At 65.3% G+C, this 20,351-nt stretch carries 15 protein-coding genes; 7 read left to right on the top strand and 8 right to left on the bottom strand.

The window, feature by feature from the left end; all coding sequences use genetic code 11:
* Window positions 1–491: 491 nt before the first annotated feature.
* From B2W55_RS19845 to B2W55_RS19830, 4 genes are all read left to right on the top strand, one after another.
* Complete coding sequence (locus B2W55_RS19845) at window positions 492–2,189, top strand: Spy/CpxP family protein refolding chaperone (RefSeq protein WP_063830188.1); 1,698 nt, start codon at window positions 492–494, stop codon at window positions 2,187–2,189.
* A 256-nt stretch (window positions 2,190–2,445) separates the two neighbouring features.
* Entirely contained in the window at window positions 2,446–3,801 is a 1,356-nt protein-coding gene (locus B2W55_RS19840) for an arabinose transporter (protein ID WP_024580879.1), read from the top strand.
* The gene (locus B2W55_RS19835) at window positions 3,734–4,480 is read left to right on the top strand and encodes a carboxymuconolactone decarboxylase family protein (protein ID WP_043855497.1); all 747 of its coding nucleotides are present in this window, start codon (window positions 3,734–3,736) and stop codon (window positions 4,478–4,480) included. Before B2W55_RS19840 ends, B2W55_RS19835 begins: the two co-directional genes overlap by 68 nt.
* 76 nt (window positions 4,481–4,556) lie before the next feature.
* A complete protein-coding gene (locus B2W55_RS19830; protein ID WP_024580877.1) occupies window positions 4,557–5,318 on the top strand; it encodes a glucose 1-dehydrogenase in 762 nt (253 codons plus the stop codon).
* An 82-nt stretch (window positions 5,319–5,400) separates the two neighbouring features.
* Here B2W55_RS19830 and B2W55_RS19825 read toward each other — a convergent pair whose 3' ends face one another.
* Complete coding sequence (locus B2W55_RS19825; RefSeq protein WP_024580876.1) at window positions 5,401–6,294, bottom strand: LysR family transcriptional regulator; 894 nt, start codon at window positions 6,292–6,294, stop codon at window positions 5,401–5,403.
* A 290-nt stretch (window positions 6,295–6,584) separates the two neighbouring features.
* On the opposite strand from B2W55_RS19825, the gene B2W55_RS19820 reads away from it, so the two are divergent.
* Window positions 6,585–6,980 carry a (R)-mandelonitrile lyase gene (locus B2W55_RS19820; RefSeq protein WP_024580875.1) on the top strand — a complete coding sequence of 132 codons (396 nt, stop codon included), beginning with the start codon at window positions 6,585–6,587 and terminating at the stop codon, window positions 6,978–6,980.
* Window positions 6,981–7,040: 60 nt separating this feature from the next.
* Here the strand turns inward: B2W55_RS19820 and B2W55_RS19815 are convergent, their stop codons facing one another.
* On the bottom strand, window positions 7,041–8,213 hold the full coding sequence (locus B2W55_RS19815; protein ID WP_024580874.1) for a fumarylacetoacetate hydrolase family protein: 1,173 nt from the start codon (window positions 8,211–8,213) through the stop codon (window positions 7,041–7,043).
* Between the two features lie 264 nt (window positions 8,214–8,477).
* Between B2W55_RS19815 and ppk2 the strand changes: the two genes are divergently transcribed.
* Both ppk2 and B2W55_RS19805 read left to right on the top strand, forming a co-directional pair.
* Window positions 8,478–9,338 (top strand): polyphosphate kinase 2, encoded by an 861-nt coding sequence (ppk2, locus tag B2W55_RS19810; RefSeq protein WP_162487053.1) that lies wholly within the window; start codon window positions 8,478–8,480, stop codon window positions 9,336–9,338.
* Window positions 9,339–9,604: 266 nt separating this feature from the next.
* Window positions 9,605–10,483 (top strand): transporter substrate-binding domain-containing protein, encoded by an 879-nt coding sequence (locus B2W55_RS19805; RefSeq protein WP_024580872.1) that lies wholly within the window; start codon window positions 9,605–9,607, stop codon window positions 10,481–10,483.
* Between the two features lie 64 nt (window positions 10,484–10,547).
* Here the strand turns inward: B2W55_RS19805 and B2W55_RS19800 are convergent, their stop codons facing one another.
* The 6 genes from B2W55_RS19800 to B2W55_RS19775 all read right to left on the bottom strand — a co-directional run bounded on the left by B2W55_RS19800 (window position 10,548) and on the right by B2W55_RS19775 (window position 20,241).
* On the bottom strand, window positions 10,548–11,216 hold the full coding sequence (locus tag B2W55_RS19800) for an amino acid ABC transporter permease (protein WP_024580871.1): 669 nt from the start codon (window positions 11,214–11,216) through the stop codon (window positions 10,548–10,550).
* 111 nt (window positions 11,217–11,327) lie between these two features.
* Complete coding sequence (locus tag B2W55_RS19795; protein ID WP_024580870.1) at window positions 11,328–12,086, bottom strand: SDR family NAD(P)-dependent oxidoreductase; 759 nt, start codon at window positions 12,084–12,086, stop codon at window positions 11,328–11,330.
* A gap of 94 nt (window positions 12,087–12,180) precedes the next feature.
* Window positions 12,181–13,263 (bottom strand): zinc-binding dehydrogenase, encoded by a 1,083-nt coding sequence (locus B2W55_RS19790; RefSeq protein ID WP_024580869.1) that lies wholly within the window; start codon window positions 13,261–13,263, stop codon window positions 12,181–12,183.
* Window positions 13,264–13,380: 117 nt separating this feature from the next.
* The gene (locus tag B2W55_RS19785) at window positions 13,381–17,982 is read right to left on the bottom strand and encodes an autotransporter domain-containing protein (protein ID WP_145987278.1); all 4,602 of its coding nucleotides are present in this window, start codon (window positions 17,980–17,982) and stop codon (window positions 13,381–13,383) included.
* Between the two features lie 207 nt (window positions 17,983–18,189).
* Window positions 18,190–19,182 (bottom strand): DMT family transporter, encoded by a 993-nt coding sequence (locus B2W55_RS19780; protein ID WP_024580867.1) that lies wholly within the window; start codon window positions 19,180–19,182, stop codon window positions 18,190–18,192.
* A 219-nt stretch (window positions 19,183–19,401) separates the two neighbouring features.
* Entirely contained in the window at window positions 19,402–20,241 is an 840-nt protein-coding gene (locus B2W55_RS19775; RefSeq protein ID WP_024580866.1) for an aldo/keto reductase, read from the bottom strand.
* Between the last annotated feature and the right edge of the window lie 110 nt (window positions 20,242–20,351).

Genomic DNA, 20,351 nt, shown 5'->3' with positions numbered 1-20,351 from the left:
AGGACCACAGGTGTAACCGGAAACAACCCGGCTTTCCCTGCGCGATGGGTTACGGCTTACTTCGTGCTCTCCCCGGCGAGACTTGGCTTTGTTGTCACCGTCTTCGCAACGCGCACCGCGCAATCGGAAAAGACACCTGCCACTGGGGCGTCAGGACCACACGACTTCACCGTCCGCTATCTGCCACGTTCGTCGATCCGTGACATCCGCGTCCACCGCATCTCGACCCGCGTTCGTGACGATCGCGAAGCGCCCCTCGATCGGGCGAGACCGGCAGACCATACACTGAGTTGCCCTACCGATAAACCGAAATATTTTCGACGCTGGGTCTTGACCCGTCGGGCAACTCAGTGATCGGCACTGAGGCTGCCATTGCGGAACGTATGCTTCCAAAGAAGCACGTGCGGTTGACCTCCCGGCAGGAACCGGGCGGCGGCGTGAAGTGTTGGTGTCCGGCATTATTGGATGTTTTGACACCAGCGAGAACCAACATGGCCAGAGCTGTGCGCCGGAAATTCCCGTGGTTGGCGCTCGTCGCAATTCTCGCGACTGCAACATGGGCGACGCTGCCCGCGAATCCTGCGCTGGCAGCCCGTGGCGGAGGTCACGGCGGCGGCGGATTCCATGGCGGCGGTGGCGGCGGTTTTCATGGTGGCGGAGGCGGTTTCCACGGCGGAGGCGGTTTCCGCGGCGGAGCGATGGGCGGCTTCAATGGCGGTGGTGGAGGCTTCCACGGCGGCGGGCTTCGCGCCGGTGGCTTTCATGGCGGAGGCTTTCACGGCGGCGGTTTCCATACCATTCATGCGGCACCGCATGCCGCCACCAGGATCGGGCGCGGCAGCGGCGCGCGGCAATTCCACGCCACCCACAATCCCGCCATCACCCACAACCCAGCCGCCGGCAATCCGGCGGTCTCGCACGGCGTAGCCGGGGGCCGCCACGCGCCTTTAGCCGCCGCGATGGGGCGCAACGCCCGCGCCGTCGGCCGCACCCTGTCCTCGCGTCCGATCGCAGCCGCCATGCACCGGCCCGGTGGCTTGCGCAGCCCGATGGCGCGCGCTGCGATCGTGACGGCCGCAGCGGGAGCTGCCTGGGGCCATCACCACGGCGGCTGGTGGTGGCACCATCCGCATGGCGGTTTCGGCTGGGTCGGTCCGGTGTTCTGGCCCTATGCCTATTATGATCTCTACGATTACGCCTGGTGGGGCGATGATTATGACCCGTATTTCTGGGACTATGGCTACGGCGATATCTATACCGGCCTGTTCGGCCCGTACGACTACGATGCCCTGAGCGGCTATGCCGATTACCTGCCGAGCCACCGCAGCGCGCGTCAGCCGGCGGCATCCGACAATTCAGCTCAGGCCGAGCCGACGACGCTCGCCGACATGTGCGGCAGCGACAGCCGCAACATCGCGGGCTTCCCGATCGACCAGTTCCGCGACGCGATCCAGCCCAATGCCGAACAGAGCACCGCACTCGACGAGCTCGCCAGCGCCTCGCAGACAGCATCCGAGACCATTCTCAACTCGTGCCCCAAGGACGTGCCGCTGACCGCCCCGAGCCGTCTTGCCGCCATGCAGCAGCGTCTCGAGGCCATGCGCACCGCTGTCGCCGGCCTGCAACCGGCGATGGACAAGTTCTATGGCCTGCTCAGCGACGACCAGAAGGCCAAGGTGACCGCGCTCGCAGCGGATCAGCAGCGTGCGCAACGCGGACGTTCGCCGCGCCAGGCCACCGCGGACACCGGCAGTTGCAGCACCGCGCAACCGGCCACCACGATCGGCTGGCCGGGCGACCTCATCGATCGCCAGGTGAAGCCGACCGATGCACAGCGCGTGAACCTCGATGCCCTGAAGGACGCCGCGACCAAGGCCGAGGATGGCTTGAAGTCGTCATGTCCGCCGAGCGATGCACGGACGCCGCCGGCGCGCCTCGCGGCCGTGCAGGCACGGCTCGACGCCATGCTCCAGGCGATCGGAACGGTGCGTCCGGCGCTCGACACGTTCTACAATTCGCTCAGCGACGAGCAGAAGGCCGCGTTCGACGCCATCGGCCCGGAGCAGGATGGCGGCAAGACGGCGATAGCCGCCGCAAGCGACGAGCCGGCGCGACACCATCACCACCGGCACCACCATCATTACGGGTTGAATGTGCCCGGCATGGTGTTCCGCATGATGGGCTTGTGAGGATTGCCGGCGCTTGGACAGGACGGGCATTGATTTGATTTGGGCCGCGGCAGAACTTCACCGCTCCCTTGGGAGAGAAGACCACGATAATTCATAAGCTGATTTCATAAGTCCATGCGAATTCATCCATCTAATCGCATGGCGGGCCGTTTCATATAACAAGCCTCGCAAACGGCGATCGCCGCGATCCGCTCGCAGCATGATGGCTCCCCCGAAGAAGGACTCCCGCTCACCCGAAGGTCGAGCGTAAATCAGCATGAAGCAGAATGATCCATCACGCGGCAAGGTCAGCCGCCCGGACGACGACGCCCGATCGGCCGCGGCGCTGCTGCCGATCATGGCCGTCGTCTTCATCGCGTATCTGGTGATCGGCCTCGCGATGCCGGTACTGCCGATCTATGTCCATCTCGACCTCGGCCTCAGTACGTTCGTGGTCGGACTCGTCTCCGGCAGCCAGTTTGTGGCCTCGTTCTTTTCGCGGGTTTGGGCCGGGCATCACGCCGACACCAGAGGGCACAGGCACGCCGTCGTCACCGGGCTTCTGATCGCCGCAACCTCCGGGCTGCTCTATCTCGCTTCGCTTCCGTTCGTGGCGCATCATCCCGTCATCTCGATCGGCATCGTCATGCTCGGCCGCGCCGTGCTCGGCGTCGCGGAAAGCCTGATTGTCACGGGCGCTCTTAGCTGGGGGCTTGCGCTGATGGGTCCGCGGAATACCGGTGCGGTCATGTCCTGGGTCGGCACCTCGCTCTATGCGGCGTTCGCGGTCGGCGCGCCGGCCGGCACTGCGCTCTATGCGGCTTGCGGCTTTGCCGCGATCGCGCTTGCGGCGACGTTGATCCCGCTCGCCGTGCTGCCGCTGGTCGCATCCGTGAGCGTTGCGCCAGTGATGCCCCATGCTCCGGCTGGCCTGATCAAGGTCGCCCGAGCGGTGTGGCTGCCGGGACTTGGCGTCGCCCTCAGCGGAGTTGGCTTCGGAGCCATCATCACGTTCATCGGGCTGTTGTTCGCCCAGCGCGGCTGGGCTCCGGCATGGCCCGCTTTCACGGTATTGAGTGTTGCCTTCATCGCCGGACGCGCGCTGTTCGGACATCTGCCAGATCGAATCGGCGGCGCGAAGGTTGCGTTGGCTTGCATTCTGATCGAAGCCGTGGGCCAGGCACTGATCTGGCTAGCACCGTCATCTGCGGTGGCCTTGCTGGGCGTGACCGTCAGCGGATTCGGCTACTCCCTCGTCTATCCCGGACTTGGGGTTGAGGCGATCAGGCGCGCGCCACCACAGAGCCGTGGTCTCGCGATGGGCGCCTATACGGTTTGCCTCGATCTCTCCCTGGGCCTTGCAAGTCCGGCACTCGGATTGGTCGCGGGCCGAGGATTGGGCTCGGTTTATCTCGCCAGCACGCTGATCGTTCTTGGCAGCGGGCTCATCGCGCTGCACCTGCTGAACGCGGCAGCGCCAAGGCAGGACGACGCCCCTATCGAATGTTCACGACAGGAGATCCCCCGTGAAGCTTCAAACCGCGGCCATCGCAGCGCTCTCGCTGATGTCGGTGGCATCAACGGACGCAAAGGAGACCGCCATGACAGGATCAAGGCCGATGCTGAACTATGAAGACGTGCGCGCAGTCGCGCCTGCACTCGAAGCTTACACCAAAAACCGCCTGCTCGGCGACGTCTGGAAGCGCCCTGGCCTTGCACTGCGTGACCGCAGCATCGTCACGCTATCAGCCCTGATCGCACGCAACCAGACCATCGAGCTGCCATATCATCTCGATCTGGCACTCGACAACGGCGTCAAGCCGCGCGAAATCGCGGAGATCATCACGCACCTCGCCTTTTACACCGGCTGGGGGAATGCAATGGCGGCGGTGGCCGTAGCGAAAGACGTTTTTGCCGCCCGCAACATTGGCGCAGCAGAGCTTCCTGCGGTCTCCGTGACTTTGCTTCCGATCAACGAAACTGCCGAAGCGCAGCGCGCAATGTTCGTCGAGGAGCAGTTCGGCGAATCCTTTCCGGGTGTCGTACAATACACGACCGACGTGCTGTTCCGCGACCTGTGGCTACGCCCTGACCTTGCACCACGGGATCGCAGCCTCGTTACCATCTGCGCCCTGATCGCCAACGGGCAGACCGCGCAGCTGACTCCGCACCTCAACCGGGCGATGGATAACGGGCTGACCCAGACGGAGGCCTCGGAGGCGATCACGCATCTGGCCTTCTATGTCGGCTGGCCGAACGTTTTCTCAGCCATGCCCGTCGCGAAGGAGGTCTTCGCAAAACGCCCTCGCTAGGCGCCTGCATACGCACTGGTTTCAATCAAGAATTCTCCGGAATTAGAGCAAGGCAAAAACCGAGCAAGGACCCGTCATGCACATCACGTTTGAAAATCAGGTTGCCCTCGTTACCGGCGCCGCATCCGGACTTGGCCTTGCGACGGCGAAGGCCTTCGCCAACTCGGGCGCATCGGTGGTACTCGCCGACGCAAACGGCGAAGCCGCGCGCTTTGCGTCCGAAGAATTATCAGCCCAAGGGCACCGGACCCTGGCGATCACATGCGACGTTGCTGACGATGCGCAGGTGGAAGCGATGGTGGAGCGGACCGTCGCCACCTTCGGGCGGCTTGATGCAGCCTACAACAACGCCGGCGTTCAGAATGTCATCGCCGAAGCCGCCGACGCGTCGCGCGACGACTTTGATCGCGTGATGGGCGTCAATCTCCGCGGCGTGTGGAGCTGCATGAAGTTCGAGCTGCGCCAGATGCTCAAGCAGGGCAATGGCGCCATTGTCAACTGCTCGTCAATCGGAGGATTGGTTGGTGGCGCCAAGCGTGGGACCTACCAGGCGTCGAAGCATGGCGTGCTTGGCCTCACCAAGAGCGCGGCGCTGGACTATGCCGCACGGGGTATCCGGATCAACGCCGTATGTCCTGGTATCATCCACACCGCGATGCTCGACAAGATGATGCAGACCCAGGCCGACGCACTCGACGCGATGCTGAAAGACGTACCGATCGGCCGGCTTGGCCGGCCCGAAGAGATCGCAAATGCGGTGCTCTGGCTTTGCAGCCCCGCGGCAAGCCTGATGGTCGGTCATGCGCTGACGGTTGACGGCGGTTATACGATACGCTGAAGCGGATTGCGGCGGCATCTGCTCACATCTCGACGTCGGGAGGAGACAAATCTCCAACTCCCGACCGGCTCGGGCTGGCGCGTTAATCACGGTGCCGCAAGGCCTCGACGAGCAGCGCGAACGCAGCGGACGGCTGGCGCCGGCTCGGGTAGTAGAGGTGGTAGCCCGGAAAGGAAGGACACCAATCCTCAAGCACCCGCTTGAGACGTCCCTTGTTGATCAGGGGCTGAACCAGGCCCTCGGGCAGATAGGTCAGACCCAACCCTGCGAGCGCGGCACCAAGCATCTGGGTCGTGGTATTGAAGAACAACTGGCCTTCGACCCGGACTTTGACCTCACGCGCGCCTTTCTCGAATTCCCAGGCGTATAGTCCGCCATGGGTCGGCAGGCGCAGGTTGATGCAATTGTGCTCGACCAGTTCCTGCGGCCGCTTCGGCTCCTGCCGATTGCGAAAGTAGGCGGGCGCCCCAACCACCGCCATGCGCGCGTCAGGGCCGATGCGTACCGCAATCATGTCCTTTGCGACCTGCTCACCATCACGTACACCGGCATCGAAGCGTTGAGTGACGATATCGGTCAGCCCGTAATCGCAGATGATCTCGACCTTGATATCCGGATACGTCCGCAGGAGCTTTGTGAGCTTCGGCAGCAGCACCGCATTGGTGGCATACTCGGTGGCGGTGATGCGGATGGTGCCCGAGGGTTTTTCACTGAGTTCGCTCAAGGCGGCGAGTTCGGTCGCGATTTCCTCGAGCCGCGGGCCGACGTTGCGCAACAGCCGTTCGCCCGCCGCCGTCGGCGAGACGTTGCGCGTGGTTCGCGTCAACAGGCGCAGCTTGAGACGCGCCTCCAGCTCCTTGATGGTGTAACTGAGCGCGGACTGTGAAACGCCAAGTTTGGCGGCCGCCCTGGTGAAGCTGCCTTCGCGGGCGACGATCACGAAGGCGGAGAGATCATCGAGATTGCCGCGCTGCATTTATCGATCCCGTTTCTAAGTTCATGCCGATTATAGCGGCTAGTCGCCATGGCCGCATACGCTAAATCGATCACCACCGGCGGCCCGATCCTGAGGTCAGCCCAGTTCGGCATGGATCGATCGTACTGATGGCTCCCAATGGCAAGAACCGCCGTGCGCCGAGCATGCTGCATGCGATGACACGACGTGGCCTGCTCAGGACGGCGGCCGGCGTTGCTCTGGCGAACGCGCATCGGAGCCTGGCCAGGACCCCAGCCGCGCAGGACTTGGTGGCGAGAAAGGACAGCACTATGCAGATCACACGAAACGGCTCCCGGCCCTCCGGCAAAGGCCCCGAGGCCTGGTTCAGCGGCACGGTTCGCGTGGACCCGCTGTTCCAGGTCGGTGAACCGACGCGCCTTAGCGGCGGCCACGTGACGTTCGAGCCCGGCGCTCGCACCAGATGGCACACCCATCCGCTGGGCCAGACCCTCGTCGTCACGTCCGGTCTTGGCTGGGTGCAGTGCCAAGGTGGCCCGGTTGAAAACATCGGCCCCGGCGACATCGTCTGGTTTCCGCCCGGTGAAAAACACTGGCACGGCGCGACGGCGACCACCGCGATGACGCATATCGCGGTCACGGAATCGCTCGACGGCAAGAATGTCGACTGGCTGGAAGTGGTCAGCGACGAGCAGTATCGCAAGTGATCCGGAGAGCGTGACGGCGGGCACAGCACGATTGCGCCCGTGCCCACCTCGCGAACGCCTTCACAGCAGCCTGCGCTGCGCCAGGTTCTTCATCAGCGCACCGAGGCCGAAGGTCCAGGGCTCGCATTCGTCACTGCCCCGCATCCGGTTAACCAGCTTGCCGAGCTGGGGGGCGGCGATGGTGACGATATCGTCGCGCTTGTGGGTGAAACCCTCGCCCTTGGCGTCGCGATCCTTCACCGGCGCGAACATCGTGCCGAGGAACAGCGCAAAGCCGTCGGGATATTGATGCACGGCGCCGATGGTCTGCGCGACCAGGTCGGTCGGGTCGCGGCTGATCTTGCTGATCGAGGAATGGCCCTCGAGCAGGAAGCCGTCGGTGCCCTGCACGGTCAGGCCAACATCCATCTTCCTGACGTCGTCGAGCGAGAAGGTCTGATCGAACAACCGCAGCAGCGGGCCGATCGCGCAGGAGGCGTTGTTGTCCTTGGCCTTCGACAGCAACAGCGCCGAGCGGCCCTCGAAGTCGCGCAGATTGACGTCGTTGCCGAGGGCTGCGCCCACGATCTTGCCGCGGCCGGAGACGATGAGCACGACCTCCGGCTCCGGGTTGTTCCAGGTCGACTTCGGATGCAGCCCGGCATCCATGCCGGTGCCGACCGACGACAGCGTCGGCGCCTTGGTGAACACCTCGGCGTCGGGGCCGATGCCGACCTCGAGATACTGGCTCCAGGCGTTCTGATCGATCAGCACCTGTTTCAGCTTCATCGCCTGCTCGGAGCCGGGCTTCAGCTTGGAGAGATCGTCGCCGACCAGGCGCACCACCTCCTTGCGGATCGCGTCCGCCGAGGACGGGTTGCCGCGCGCCCGCTCCTCGATCACCCGCTCCAGCATCGAGATCGCGAAGGTGACACCGGCGGCCTTCAGCACCTGGAGATCGACCGGCGCGAGCAGATGCGGCTTGGTCGTGTCACGGTGGTCCGGCGGCGTGTTGGCGAGGATGGTTTCGAGGTCGCCGATCCGCACGCCGGGCACGGCGCGCAGCGCGGCCGCCGGATCAGCTTCCTCGCACAGCGCGCTCACCGTGGGAAAGCGCGCGGTGACGTCGAACACGCCATCGGCCCGCACCGCGGCCACGGCCGGGCCGCCGGCCTGCGGCAGCCAGACCCGCCCGACCAGCGTGCCGGCGGTCGCGTCCGCCGGCAGGACGTCCTTGGGTGTGAGCGAAATCATCGGCGTAGCTCCCGTTTTTGATCTTGTGATCGCTTGTTAGCACAGTCTCGCGGCCTGCGTGAAACAGCGGTCATGCCATTGTCATAGAGGGGTAACATCACCCGTCAATGCTCCCGCCGATCCAGCTAACACACTGAAAGACGGACATTCATGACCGCCTCCGACCTCACCGACGAAGCCTCTCGAGATGCAGCCTTGCGGGAGGAAGCCTTGCGCGAGGAAGCCTCGCACGAGGAAGCCTTGCGCGCCCGCATCCACCAGGAGATGGCCGACAGCCTCGACGAGGAACTCGAGCTCGAACTCGATGACATCAGGCTCGACCAACTCGAGCATGACGGCGGCGGCGAGCCGTCGATCGATCGCAAGTTCTACTTCCGCGAATTGCTGCGGTTGCAGGGCGAGCTGGTCAAGCTACAGGACTGGGTGCAGCACGAGAAGAAGAAGGTCGTCGTGCTGTTCGAAGGCCGCGATTCCGCCGGCAAGGGCGGCGTCATCAAGCGCATCACCCAGCGGCTCAACCCGCGGGTCTGCCGGATCGCGGCGCTGCCGGCGCCGAGCGAGCGCGAGCGCACGCAATGGTACTTCCAGCGCTATGTCTCGCATCTGCCGGCCGGCGGCGAGATCGTGCTGTTCGACCGCAGCTGGTACAACCGCGCCGGCGTCGAGAAGGTGATGGGGTTCTGTACCGACGAGCAGTATGAGGAATTCTTCAAGTCGGTGCCGGAATTCGAGCGCATGCTGATCCGCTCCGGCACCATCCTGCTGAAATACTGGTTCTCGATCACCGACGAGGAACAGGCCTTCCGCTTCTCGATGCGGATCCAGGATCCGCTGAAGCAGTGGAAGCTGAGCCCGATGGACGTCGAGGCGCGGACCCGCTGGGAGCTCTACACCAAGGCCAAGGAGACGATGCTGGAGCGGACCCACCTGCCGGACTCGCCGTGGTGGATCGTCGATGCCGTCGACAAGAAGCGCGCCCGGCTCAACTGCATCTCGCATCTGCTGAGCCAGATTCCGTATCAGCAGGTCTCCCACCAACCGGTGGTGCTGCCGCCTCGGGTGCGCAACCCCGACTATCACCGCGGCCCGATCCCGCCGGAGATGTACGTGCCGGGACGGTATTGATTCTGATCGCTTCCCCTCTCCCCGTTCTTACGGGGAGAGGGTCAGGGTGAGGGGCTCTTTCCGCGCATATGGTGCGCATCGAGCTTGCGGAGGCTCCCCCTCACCCGGATTGCATCGTACGATGCAATCCGACCTCTCCCCGCAGGCGGGGCGAGGTGAGAGACGTCTGCCCTCGCACCCTATCGCCTACCAATGGTGCAGGCGCACGCCCTTGCTGGCTCCGGATACCGACGCTAGGCTTCCCGATCTGGTGCAGGGAGGCCCGCTTGACTCAATCCGATGACGTGAAGATGTCCGAAGATCGCCGCGACGCGCTGCGCTATGCGCTCGGGATCGGTAGCGGCGCGGCGCTCGCGGCCGCGATGGCAACGCCGGCCGCGGCGCAGGCGCAAGCCGACAACACGCTGGATCGCATCCGCGCCAACAAGGTGCTGCGGATCGCGGTGCTGCCTGGCGAGTTGCCCTATTTCAACAAGGACCTCGCCACCGGCACCTGGTCCGGCTTCTCGATCGAGATGGCCAACGACCTCGCCAAGCTGCTCGACGTCAAGCTGGAGTATGTCGAATCGACCTATGGCAATTCGATCCTGGATTTGCAGGCCAACAAGATCGATCTCGGCTTCGCGCTCAACCCGACGCCGCAGCGCGCCCTGGTGGTCGATTTCACCAACCTGGTGTTCCCGCATCCGTTCGGCGCGATGCTGAAGAAGGGGCTGGAGGCCAAGACCTGGGCCGACATCAACAAGCCGGAGGTCAAGATCGCGGTCGACGTCGGCTCGGCCAACGAGGCGGTGGCGCGGCGCTTTGCGCCGAACGCCACCATCAAGTCGCTGAAGTCGCGCGACGAGGTGATGCTGGAGATGTCGTCGGGCCGCGTCGATTGCGTGGTCAACGCGCTGGTGCTCGGGCTGACCGCGATCGCCAAGAACCCGAACCTCGGCACCTACAAGGTCCTGACTTCACCGTCGGTGACGATCGCGAGCGGCACGGCGGTGCGGCGCGAGCAGGACAAGCGCTGGCGCGATTTCCTCTCGGTGTGGATCGACTACAACCGCGGCATTGGCCAGATGCGCGAATGGTTCGTCAAGGGCCTCGGACTTGCCGGCGTCAAGCCGGAAGACGTGCCGGTGGAGCTGAATATCTGAGGATTTGCTCTTGCTCGGTCTGAGCCCCGCCTCTCACCTCTCCCTCCGGGAGAGGTGAGAAAGATCACACCTTGTCATACGTCAGGCCGCGCTCCAGCCGCCGCGCCACCAGCGTCGACGGGAACAGGATCGCAAAATAGATCAGCGCCACGATGGTGTAGACCTCGAGCGGCCGATAGGTGTCGGCGTTGATCAGCGTCGCGTTGTAGACCAGATCGGGCACTGCGATGATCGAGACCAGCGAGGTGTTCTTGAGCTGCGTCACCGACTGGTTGACATAGGGCGCCATCATCGGCTTCAGCGCCTGCGGCAGGATCACGAGCCGCATCAGCCGCCAGCCGCGAAAGCCGAGCGCCTTCGCAGCATCCCACTGCCCGACCGGCACGCTCTCGATCGAGCCGCGCACGATCTCGGCATAGAACGCGCCGCCATAGAGCGACAGCACGCTGACCGCTGCGACATGGGCCGGGATGTTGACGCCGATCACCACCGGAAACGCGTAGTAGAACCAGATGATCTGCACCAGCAGCGGCGTGCAGCGGAACAATTCGATATAGGCGACCAGGAGCCAGTCGATCACCGGGATCCGCCGCAGCCGCAGCATGCCGACGATCAGGCCGATCAGGGTCCCGAGGATGATGGTGCCGATCGTGTAGGCGATGGTCCAGCCGAGCCCGAGCCAGAACAGATGGCTGTATTTGGCGAGGATCCCGAAATCCCAGACGTAGTTCATCCTGCCCCTCGGCTGCCGCGTGTCTCGTGCTCACCCTGCGGCCCCAGCATCGCAGGCGGCCCCGCGCGTGTCACGCGCTATGCCGGCACGACGACGCCGACCATGGCGCCCTCACATCAGGGTCAGCCCGCCATCGACCGGCAGCGTCGCGCCGGTGACATGGGCAGCGTCCGGCGACAGCAGGAATGCGACGACGGCGGCGACTTCGTCGGGCTCGGCCAGCCGCTGCATCGGATTGGCCTTCGCGACACGGTCCCAGGTCGCGGTATCGAGCGCGCCGAGCAGGCCGGGATCCTTGCGCGTATAGCCGGGCATCACGGCGTTGGCGGTCGAGCCGGATGCCGCAAGCTCGATCGCAAGCGATTTCACCAGCACTTCGAGCGCGGCCTTCGCCGCCGCCGATCCGGGATAGGTCGCGCCGGGCACGAAACGATGCGGGCCGAAACTGGAGACCGCGACGACGCGGCCTTGCGCGCTGCGCGTGAGGTCGGACAGCGCGGCCGCCGTGATCTCGTGGAATGCCGCCGCCATCACGGCAAAGGCGCGCTCCAGCGCCTCGCGCGGCAATTGCGCGAATTCGCGCCGATCGGCGAAGCCCGCGGCGTGCACGATGGCATCGATCGGCCCGAACGCGGCGCGCGTCGCCTCGACCAGCACGGCGCCCGCCCCCGGCCTGGCAAGATCGCCGGTCTTGATCTCGACCCTGGCGCCCTTGCCCCGGCACTGCTCCGCGACCGCATTCAACCGCGCAAGGCCGGCGGCCTCGGCGCCCTGGCCGTGCAGCATCAGCGCTTGATCGGGGCCGGCAAGCCGGCGCGCGACCGCGGCGCCGATGCCGGAACCACCGCCTGTGACGATTGAAACGCGCATCTGGTGCGTGCTGCCGGTGCGATGAGGAACAGCGAACTATAGGTTCGGTGCCGCGAAATGCAAATCGCGCGCCGCCGTCAGCCTACGGCCAAAATCAGCGCCACGGCTCGACCAGGATCTTGGTGTGCGCCTCGGGATTGGCGAGATCGGCGAACGCCTGCGCGACGCCGTCGATACCGACGCGGCCGGTGACGAGCGAAGCGGCATCGACCTGGCCTTCCGCGATCAGGCGCAGCGAATAGGCAAATTCCTCCGGCGTATAGCCGAGCACGTACTGGACGTTGAGTTCCTTGATGATGCCGAGCATCGGCTCCGACTTGTCGGTCTCCATGCAGACACCGACCACGACGACGCGGGCGCTGCGCGGCGCGCCCTCGAACACCTGCTGCAACACGCCGGGCACGCCGACGCATTCGAAGATCAGCGCGGGCTTTAGCGGCGGCAGCAACGCCTGCAACGGCGGCCGCGCCGCCTTCTCCGCCTCGCTCATCTGGGCATGCTCGGCCCAGCTCGCATAGGGCTGCGTCTTGGCCGGATCGACCACGACATCGGCGCCCATCTTCTCGGCGAGCAGCCGCCGCGCCGGCGAATAATCGGCGGCGACGATCGGGCCGAGCCCCCTGATCTTCAGCGCCGCGATCACCGCGAGGCCCACGGGTCCACAGCCGATCACCAGCGGCACCTCGCCGCCCTGGATGTTGGCCATCGCCACCGCGTGCACGCCGACCGCCAGCGGCTCGGTGAGCGCGGCGTGCTCGGCGGAGAGCCCATTCGGCACTTCGAGCAGCAGCGGTTCGCTGAGAACCATCTGTTCGGCATAGGCGCCGACGTAGTCGTTGGAATAGCCGATGCCCTTCGGGCCTTCCGGCGTCAGCAGCGCCGGCAGCGAGCAGACGCGCGTGCCGGGCTTCAGCTTGCGGGTGGTGCCCGGGCCGTAATCGAGCACCTCACAGCAGAACTCGTGGCCGAACACCACGTCGCGCGACAGATCCATCGGCGTACGGCCGGGCAGGAACTTGCTCAGCTCCACCATGCGGTGGGCATGCTTGCGCGCGTGCAGATCGGAGCCGCAGATGCCGCAGGCGAGCGTTTTGACCAGCACCTGGCCGGCACCCGGCTTCGGTTCGGGCATCTGGTCCACGACAATCTCGCCATTCCTGAAGATCGCTGCGCGCATATTCCCTCCCGCGTGGGTTTCGCCCCACTCATTTTGATGCGTATTTCGTCTCGCGAAATGCACCATCGCGGATCAAATCCGCGGCAGGCTTTCGTCAAGACGCTATAGCACGGAGGGTCACCACGTGTAGCGCATAACACCCTTGCCGGCGTAGGACCGGGTGACGCTGGAGAACTCGCCTTCGAAGGTCGTCCCCACCGACCAGCCATTGCGCCAGCGCATTTCGAGCGAGGCAGTGGTCAGCGCGGCCTCGCTGGCCTGTGCCGCGCCGTTGACCACGAAGGCCGCACCGGGCAGCGTCTGGAACACGGCAGCAGCGCTGCGCTCCGGGTTGAAGTCATGTGCCCAGGCGAAGCGGCCGCGCAGCGTCAAGAGACCGCCATCGGCCGCGAACGATGTGTCGGTGCGCAGGCCGAGTTCGCTGCGAACGTCGGTAACGCTCTTGGCCGCATAGTTCAGCGCGAAGGTGCCGGCACCGGAGACCACGCTCTCCGCATAGGCCGGCAACTCGAAGCTGGTGAACTGGGCGGCCGCGTAAGGCGTCAGCCCCATCCATGGCGTCGCGGTGCGATAGCCACCCTCGAGCCGGCCCGACCACGCATTGGCATTGAAATTGGCGCGCAGATGATCGGTGCCCGCGGCGGTGACGACGCGGTCGGTGGTGATGTCCTGCCAGCCATAGGCCAGCGCCGCGCTGAGATAGGCGGCGCCGATGTTGTGGCGCAGGAAGGCGCCGGCCTGGAACAGGTCCGAGCGGCCCCAGCCGAGACCGCCGGTGCCGAAGCTGGTGCCGCCGCCGGCCAGCGCGAAGCCGGCGATCGTGTTCGGCGAGAAGCGGTAGTCGGCACCGACCGACGTGCCATAGACGCTGCTCGTGGTGTTGTTCGATCCCAGCATGGCGTTGCCGCTGGTGCTTTGCGAGCCGCCATAGCCTGCCGCCCAGATGCTCCAGCGCCGGTCGAAGTCGATCTGTTGCCGTGGCGCCTTGGCATCGATCGCGGCCAGTGCGTCGCGCGGCTCGGTATTTCGCGCCGCATAGGCAAGCGTTGCCCTCTCCTCGGCGAACGGCACTGCGCCTGCGCCCGTGCCGCCATCGCGGCCGGCAACGAATGGATCGGTCAGCAATCCCATGAACTGGTTCATCGCGCCGAACGTGGTCTGCTGCGATCCTGTCGCGCCCTCGCCCGAAAGCTGCGACAGGCCAGTCGCGGAACGGCCGGCAAAGCCGGCGTTGATGCCGCCATTGGTGTCGAAGAAGTTCTGCAACACGGTCGCGACCGCCTTCTGGTTGGCATTGAGGTCGGTGCGGCTGGTGTAGTCGAGCGCGAAGTTCAGGTAGGCGTGGCCGGCCTCGTAGCTGAGGCTCGTCACGAATCCCGCTGGCGTGCCTAGTGTATCAACGCCGGTAAAGGTGCCGCTACGGCCGCCAGCCGCCGACAGGATGGTGTATTGCTTCGCGACCGTGCTGTTGGCGGCGATGCTGACGCCGACCGATCCGGCGAGCGCGGCGCCGCCGGTGACGTTGACCGAGGTCGCGGCATTCGAACTGAGCTGGACGAGATACAGTGCGCCCGACTGGAAGGCGAGATTGCCTGCCACCGTCATCGCTGAGCCCGTCGTGCCGCTGCCGGGAGCAAGGATACCGCCGCTCGCGATCGTGGTGCTACCGACGGTGCCGACGCCTACCAACGCCCCGCCGGCATTCACCATGGTGAGGCTCGACGAAGCGATCGAGCCGTCGACCTGGAGGATGCCGCCGTTGACTGTCGTGGTGCCGGTATAGCTGTTGGTGCCCGACAGGGTCAGCGTGCCGCTCCCGGTCTTCTCCAGGCTGCCGGGGCCAGCCGGGGCACAGCCGCAGGGATCGACATCGGCGATCACGCCGCGGACCATCGTCGAGAGGTTGTTGCCACCGACCACGAGCGTGTTGCCGCCGCCGATATAGTAGGTGCCTGAGCCGGCGATCGAGCCGGCCGTGATCCGGCCATCACCGTTCGCACCGAGACTGCCGGCGAACGAGACGAACCCGGTGTCATTCGTGATGAACTGCGCGTTGCCGCCGGTCGAATTGCCGTAGAAGACCGTCGAACCACCGGAATTGGTGATGATGACGGCGCTGCCGGCGGTTGCATGGCCTTGAAACCACGCCTGACCGCCGTCGTTGTTGGTGATGACGGCGTTGCCGGCGGTCGTGGTATCGATCGCACAACACCCGCCGAACACGGTTTGGCCGCCAGAATTGTTGGTGATTGTCGCTCCGGCGGCCGACGACTGATCGTAAAATGTCGTGCTGCTATAGGAGCGATTGATGATGGTGGCAGTTCCGGCATTGGTCGACGCGGCAAAAATCGTGATTGCGCTGGTGTTGTCGATCGTCGCATTACCTGCGGTGCTGGTGTCCGTACCCCCATACGTTCCAAACCGCGTGCTGCCGAAAATAATCTGCGTGATCTTGGCGTTGCCGGCGCTGCTCGCGCCGAGAAATGCGAGGCTGGACTGATTGGTGATCGCCATCGCACCCGCGATCGTCGCGCCGGAGAATTCCGTGTATCCATTGTTGGTCAGACTGGTGATCGCGGAAGTGTTGGCATTCCGGACATAGAGGAACCCGTCATTACTGACCTGGCCGACGATCGAGGCGGTGTGGCTGGCGTCGCCCAGCACCAGGGTCGCGCAATTGCAGATCGCAGTGCCGCCGCTATAGGTGTTGGTACCGAGCAACACCACCGTGCTGCGCCGAAACGTACTATCCGTGATCGTCAGCCTGCCCGGACCGTTGCCGTCGGCAATGTTGCCGGCGATCGTCAGCGTCTTGCCGTTGGCGTCGAGCGCGCTGCCATAGGTGGAACTGTTGATGTTGAAATTGTTGGCGATGGTCAGGTTGCTGGTGCCGCCGATCTGCACCCGGGCGTCCTGCAATGTCACAGCGCCGGAGCCGAATGAGCTGCTGTTGGTCGCGCGCACCGTGGTGCCGATCACGGAGGTACCGCCGGAATAGGTGTTGCTGCCCGAGAGCGTCACCGGGGCACCTGTTCCTGTCGAATCCTTGATCAGGAGGCTGCCGCTGCCGCCCGCACCGTCGGCGATGTTGCCTGAATAGGTGAAGCGGTATCCGTTGGAATCGATCGTGCCGCCGTTGGCATTGATCGCTGCCTCGTTCGCGATGGTGTAATTGCCGCCGGCCTGCAACGTGCCGCCGTCGAAGGTCAGCCGCCCGGTGCCGATCGCCGACGAGACGATCGCACCGGGTGTGCCGACCGTATCGGTGCCGACCACCAGAACGCTGCCGCCGCCGGCGACGCCGCAGGCTGTGCCGCAGATCGTGGTGCCGCCGGTGTAGGTATTGGCGCCCGACAACACCAACGTCCCGCCGCCATTGAGCACGATATCGCCCGCGCCGCTGATCACCCCGGTCATCGTGTTGGTGTTGCCGGCCGCGACGGTGACGACGGGATCGCTGTTGATGACGATGTTGTTGGCGATGGAGAGGCCGTTACCGTTCAGCACTAGCGTGGTGTGCCCCGCAAGCGTCTCGCCCATCGTCAGCGTGCCGCTGCCGAGCGCGTTGCTGTTGCCGATGATGATCGTCGATCCGTCGCTCACCGAGGTGCCACCGCTGTAGTTGCTGGCGCCGGTGATCTTGAACGCGCGCCCGCCGTCGATCTTGATGGCGACCGCGGCGTCGGTGGCGCCGCCCGTGAGGCCGGTGATGCCGGAGATGGTCAGATCGCCGGAGGCGCCGGCGGCACTGGTCTGCAAGAAGGTCAGGCTGGCGCCGACGCCATTGGCAATGCCGAGATTGCCGGTCAGCGTTCCGCCGCTCGATGTCAGCGTGTTGGCCCCGCCGGTGAAGCTGATCGCATTGCCCGCGACGCCCGATCCGGTGCCGCCGGCAATCGATCCGCTGTTGATGATGGTGAGGCCCGCGCCAATGATGCCGGAGCCGCCAATACCCGCTGCTCCAGGTCGCCCCCGCGTTCCGCCGTAAACTGGATCACCACCGTCCGAATAGGTGTCGAATACCTGCGCTCCGCCGGCGCCGCCAGCGCCACCTGAGATCGAGCCCGAATTGTTGATTGTCACACCCGACGCGGTGACGACGATGCCGTGACCGCCGTCGCCGCCGCTGCCACCGACGTCGCCGGCACCGCCTGCGCCGCCATTGCCACCCGTGATGCTGCCGCTGTTCGTGTCGCTTCCCGGCCCAGTGATGGTGAATGCAGAGCCGCCTGCACCGCCACCACCGCCGCCGCCAGCAAGTCGGTTGCTTGGATCCGAATGATCGACGCCGCCATCACCGCCTTTGCCGCCATTGCCGCCAGTCAGCATCGCGGTATTGTTGAGCGTTGCACCACTTGGCCCGCTGGCTGCGCCACCACCGCCACCACCGCCACTGGCCGTGCCCAGTCCGATCGCTCCGGTAGCCCCATCCTGGCCGACACCACCACCAGTTCCACCAACGGGACGCGAGCCGGCGCCGCCGGGACCGCCGGCCCCTCCGGCGGCGCCCTCAGCGCCGCCGCCACCGCCACCACCGGTGCAATTGCACGACCGGTTCGGCGCGCCGCCGTCGCCGCCGACCCCGCCGTTGACGCCCGCAACGCCGCCAACGCCGCCAGACTGTCCCGTCGACTGATAATCACCCTCGCCGCCCACGCCACCGTTTTGCGCGAGCGCCGGCCCGGCCAATAGACCGACTGAAAAAATGACCGCGGCCATCATCCAGCCTTGCAGACGCAATCGCGCGCAGCCCCACTCCGGCATTGCCCCAGCCCCAAATCGACAGTGCCGCGTGGACGCGGCTTAATCCGAACGGGCTATCTTGCAATTCGCGGAGAACGCGTCTTCTCAGGCCGCGCATGGTGATGGCGCGCGTCCGGAATCCGGGCGGATAAAGGGCAGTTGTTGTAAAATGGATACGCGCCGTCAGGCGTTCGGCGACGGCTCGCCGGCGACGTCAAGCAATTGCGAGCGGCGGATGCGCTCGCGATGCGCGGTGTAGAGGCCGGAGGCGACGATGAAGCCGGCGCCGAGGATGGTCCAGCGGTCGGGCACCTCACCGAAGATCAGGAAGCCCAGGATGCTCACCCACAAGAGCTGCGTGTAGGAGAACGGCGCCAGCACCGAGGCGTCGCCATAGCGGAACGCCAGCACCACGATCCACTGTCCGACCGTGGAGGCAACGCCGATCAGGATGCCGAACATGATGTCATGCCAGGTCGGCGTGACCCAGACGAACGGCACCAGCGCGCTGACGATGGCGACGCCGACGATGGACGAATAGGTCATCACGGTGATCGGGCGCTCGCTGCCGCTCATCATCCGCGTCAGGATCAGCGTGCCTGCCCATGCCAGCGCCGAGACGATCGGGAAGATCGCGGCGGGATGGAAGGCGCTGGTGCCCGGCCGCAGGATGATGAACACGCCGGCAAGGCCGATCGCTGTCGCGACCCAGCGGCGCATGCCGACCTTCTCGCCCAGGAAGGCGATCGACAGCGCCGTGACGAACAGCGGCGAGACGAAGCTGGTGGCCGAGGCCTCGGCGATCGGCAGGAAGCCGAGCCCGGTGATGAAGATCAGCGACGAGCCGAGCAGCGCGGCGCCGCGCAGCACATGCAGACCCGGACGGCTGCTGCGCAATGCGAACAGCGGCGTGCCCGGCAGCATCGCCGGCGTCATGATCAATGCGAACACCAGGAAGCGGATCCAGGCGATCTCGATCGATGGCAGCGTGGACGAGAGATATTTTGCGGTGACGTCCGATGTCCCCAGGAACACCGTCGACAACAGGATCAACGCGATACCCTTGAACGGACGGTCGGTGCGGGCCGGCGCCTTGCGCGCCAACGTGGTCTTCGCGGGCAATGAAAGGGGAACGCTGTCCAGCCTGGCGGCCACGGCGGCGGGGGGCGGTGTCACGGCAATCTCGATGAGCAAAATAACGGGAATCTGCTGAAGGAGAGAACGCCAATTCCGCTGCGAGAACAATGCCCGAAAACGGGACTCCGATATGCGTCAGCAGGCGCGACCGCCCGCCGCGGCCGCACCTGCAACAGTTTGTTAACTCATGTGTGGAGTGGAGCGCGGTGAATCCCGGCAATTTGCGGGATTCACGGATTCCTGTGCAACGCGTTTTGTTCAGAGCATCGGCAACGAGCGCGGTTTCGGCCCGCGTGGGAACGCGGCGTCGAGCGCAGCGATTTCGTCGGCGCCAAGTTTCAGCGTTCCGGCCAGGGCATTTTCCGCCGCATGATCCGCGTTCGACGCCTTCGGGATCGCAAGCACCGACGGCAGCCGCGTCAGGAAGCTCAGTGCGACCTGGCGCGGCGTCGCCTTGTGTGCCTGCGCGATGGACTGGAGCACGGTGCCGGCCTTGCTCGACGCTTCAGGAAAATCATTGTGGCCGAACGGCGAGTAGGCAACGACGGCGACGTCATGCTGCTCGCACCACGGGATCACGGCATGCTCGATGGCGCGCTCCCGCAGATGGTAGAGCACCTGGTTGCAGGCGATCTTGCCAGGACCTGCGACCTCCAGCAGCTCGTCGAGATCGTCAGCGTCGAAATTGCTGACGCCCCAGGAGCGGATCTTGCCGGCGGCGATCAATTCGTCGAACGCCGCGACCGTTTCCGCAAGCGGATAGGTGCCGCGCCAATGCAGCAGGTAGCAATCGAGCCGGTCGGTCTTCAGTCGCTTCAGCGAACGCTCGCAGGCGATGATGGTGCCGCGCCGCGAGGCGTTGCTCGGCAGCACCTTCGAGACCAGGAACAACTCGTCGCGCCGGCTACCGATCGCATCCGCGATCACGAGCTCGGCGTCGCCATACATCTCGGCGGTGTCGATATGGGTCATGCCGGCATCGATGCCGCGCTTCAGCGCAGCGACGGCCGCCTTGCGGTCCCCGCGGTCGAGATACCAGGTGCCCTGCCCGATCACCGAGACCTGCGGGCCGTGTTCGCCGAATTTTTTTGTCTGCACGATCGCCTCGTTTTCGCGTGGTTGGTGTCGCCCCCCGAGGATAGAGGAAACGAGCAATCATGTCTCCACATCGCCCGATGGTCTCGCCACATCGTCGTCCCGGCGCAGGC

It is taken from the genome of Bradyrhizobium sp. UBA2491, from assembly GCF_002341725.1.
Classification (GTDB): Bacteria; Pseudomonadota; Alphaproteobacteria; order Rhizobiales; family Xanthobacteraceae; genus Bradyrhizobium.
This window is presented reverse-complemented; position numbering and strand designations above follow the sequence as displayed.

Coding starts and splice junctions, on each gene's coding strand:
- B2W55_RS19845 (WP_063830188.1), top strand. CDS start 492: ATGGCCAGAGCTGTGCGCCGGAAATTCCCGTGGTTGGCGCTCGTCGCA.
- B2W55_RS19840 (WP_024580879.1), top strand. CDS start 2,446: ATGAAGCAGAATGATCCATCACGCGGCAAGGTCAGCCGCCCGGACGAC.
- B2W55_RS19835 (WP_043855497.1), top strand. CDS start 3,734: ATGTCGGTGGCATCAACGGACGCAAAGGAGACCGCCATGACAGGATCA.
- B2W55_RS19830 (WP_024580877.1), top strand. CDS start 4,557: ATGCACATCACGTTTGAAAATCAGGTTGCCCTCGTTACCGGCGCCGCA.
- B2W55_RS19825 (WP_024580876.1), bottom strand. CDS start 6,294: ATGCAGCGCGGCAATCTCGATGATCTCTCCGCCTTCGTGATCGTCGCC.
- B2W55_RS19820 (WP_024580875.1), top strand. CDS start 6,585: ATGCAGATCACACGAAACGGCTCCCGGCCCTCCGGCAAAGGCCCCGAG.
- B2W55_RS19815 (WP_024580874.1), bottom strand. CDS start 8,213: ATGATTTCGCTCACACCCAAGGACGTCCTGCCGGCGGACGCGACCGCC.
- ppk2 (WP_162487053.1), top strand. CDS start 8,478: ATGGCCGACAGCCTCGACGAGGAACTCGAGCTCGAACTCGATGACATC.
- B2W55_RS19800 (WP_024580871.1), bottom strand. CDS start 11,216: ATGAACTACGTCTGGGATTTCGGGATCCTCGCCAAATACAGCCATCTG.
- B2W55_RS19795 (WP_024580870.1), bottom strand. CDS start 12,086: ATGCGCGTTTCAATCGTCACAGGCGGTGGTTCCGGCATCGGCGCCGCG.
- B2W55_RS19790 (WP_024580869.1), bottom strand. CDS start 13,263: ATGCGCGCAGCGATCTTCAGGAATGGCGAGATTGTCGTGGACCAGATG.
- B2W55_RS19785 (WP_145987278.1), bottom strand. CDS start 17,982: ATGGCCGCGGTCATTTTTTCAGTCGGTCTATTGGCCGGGCCGGCGCTC.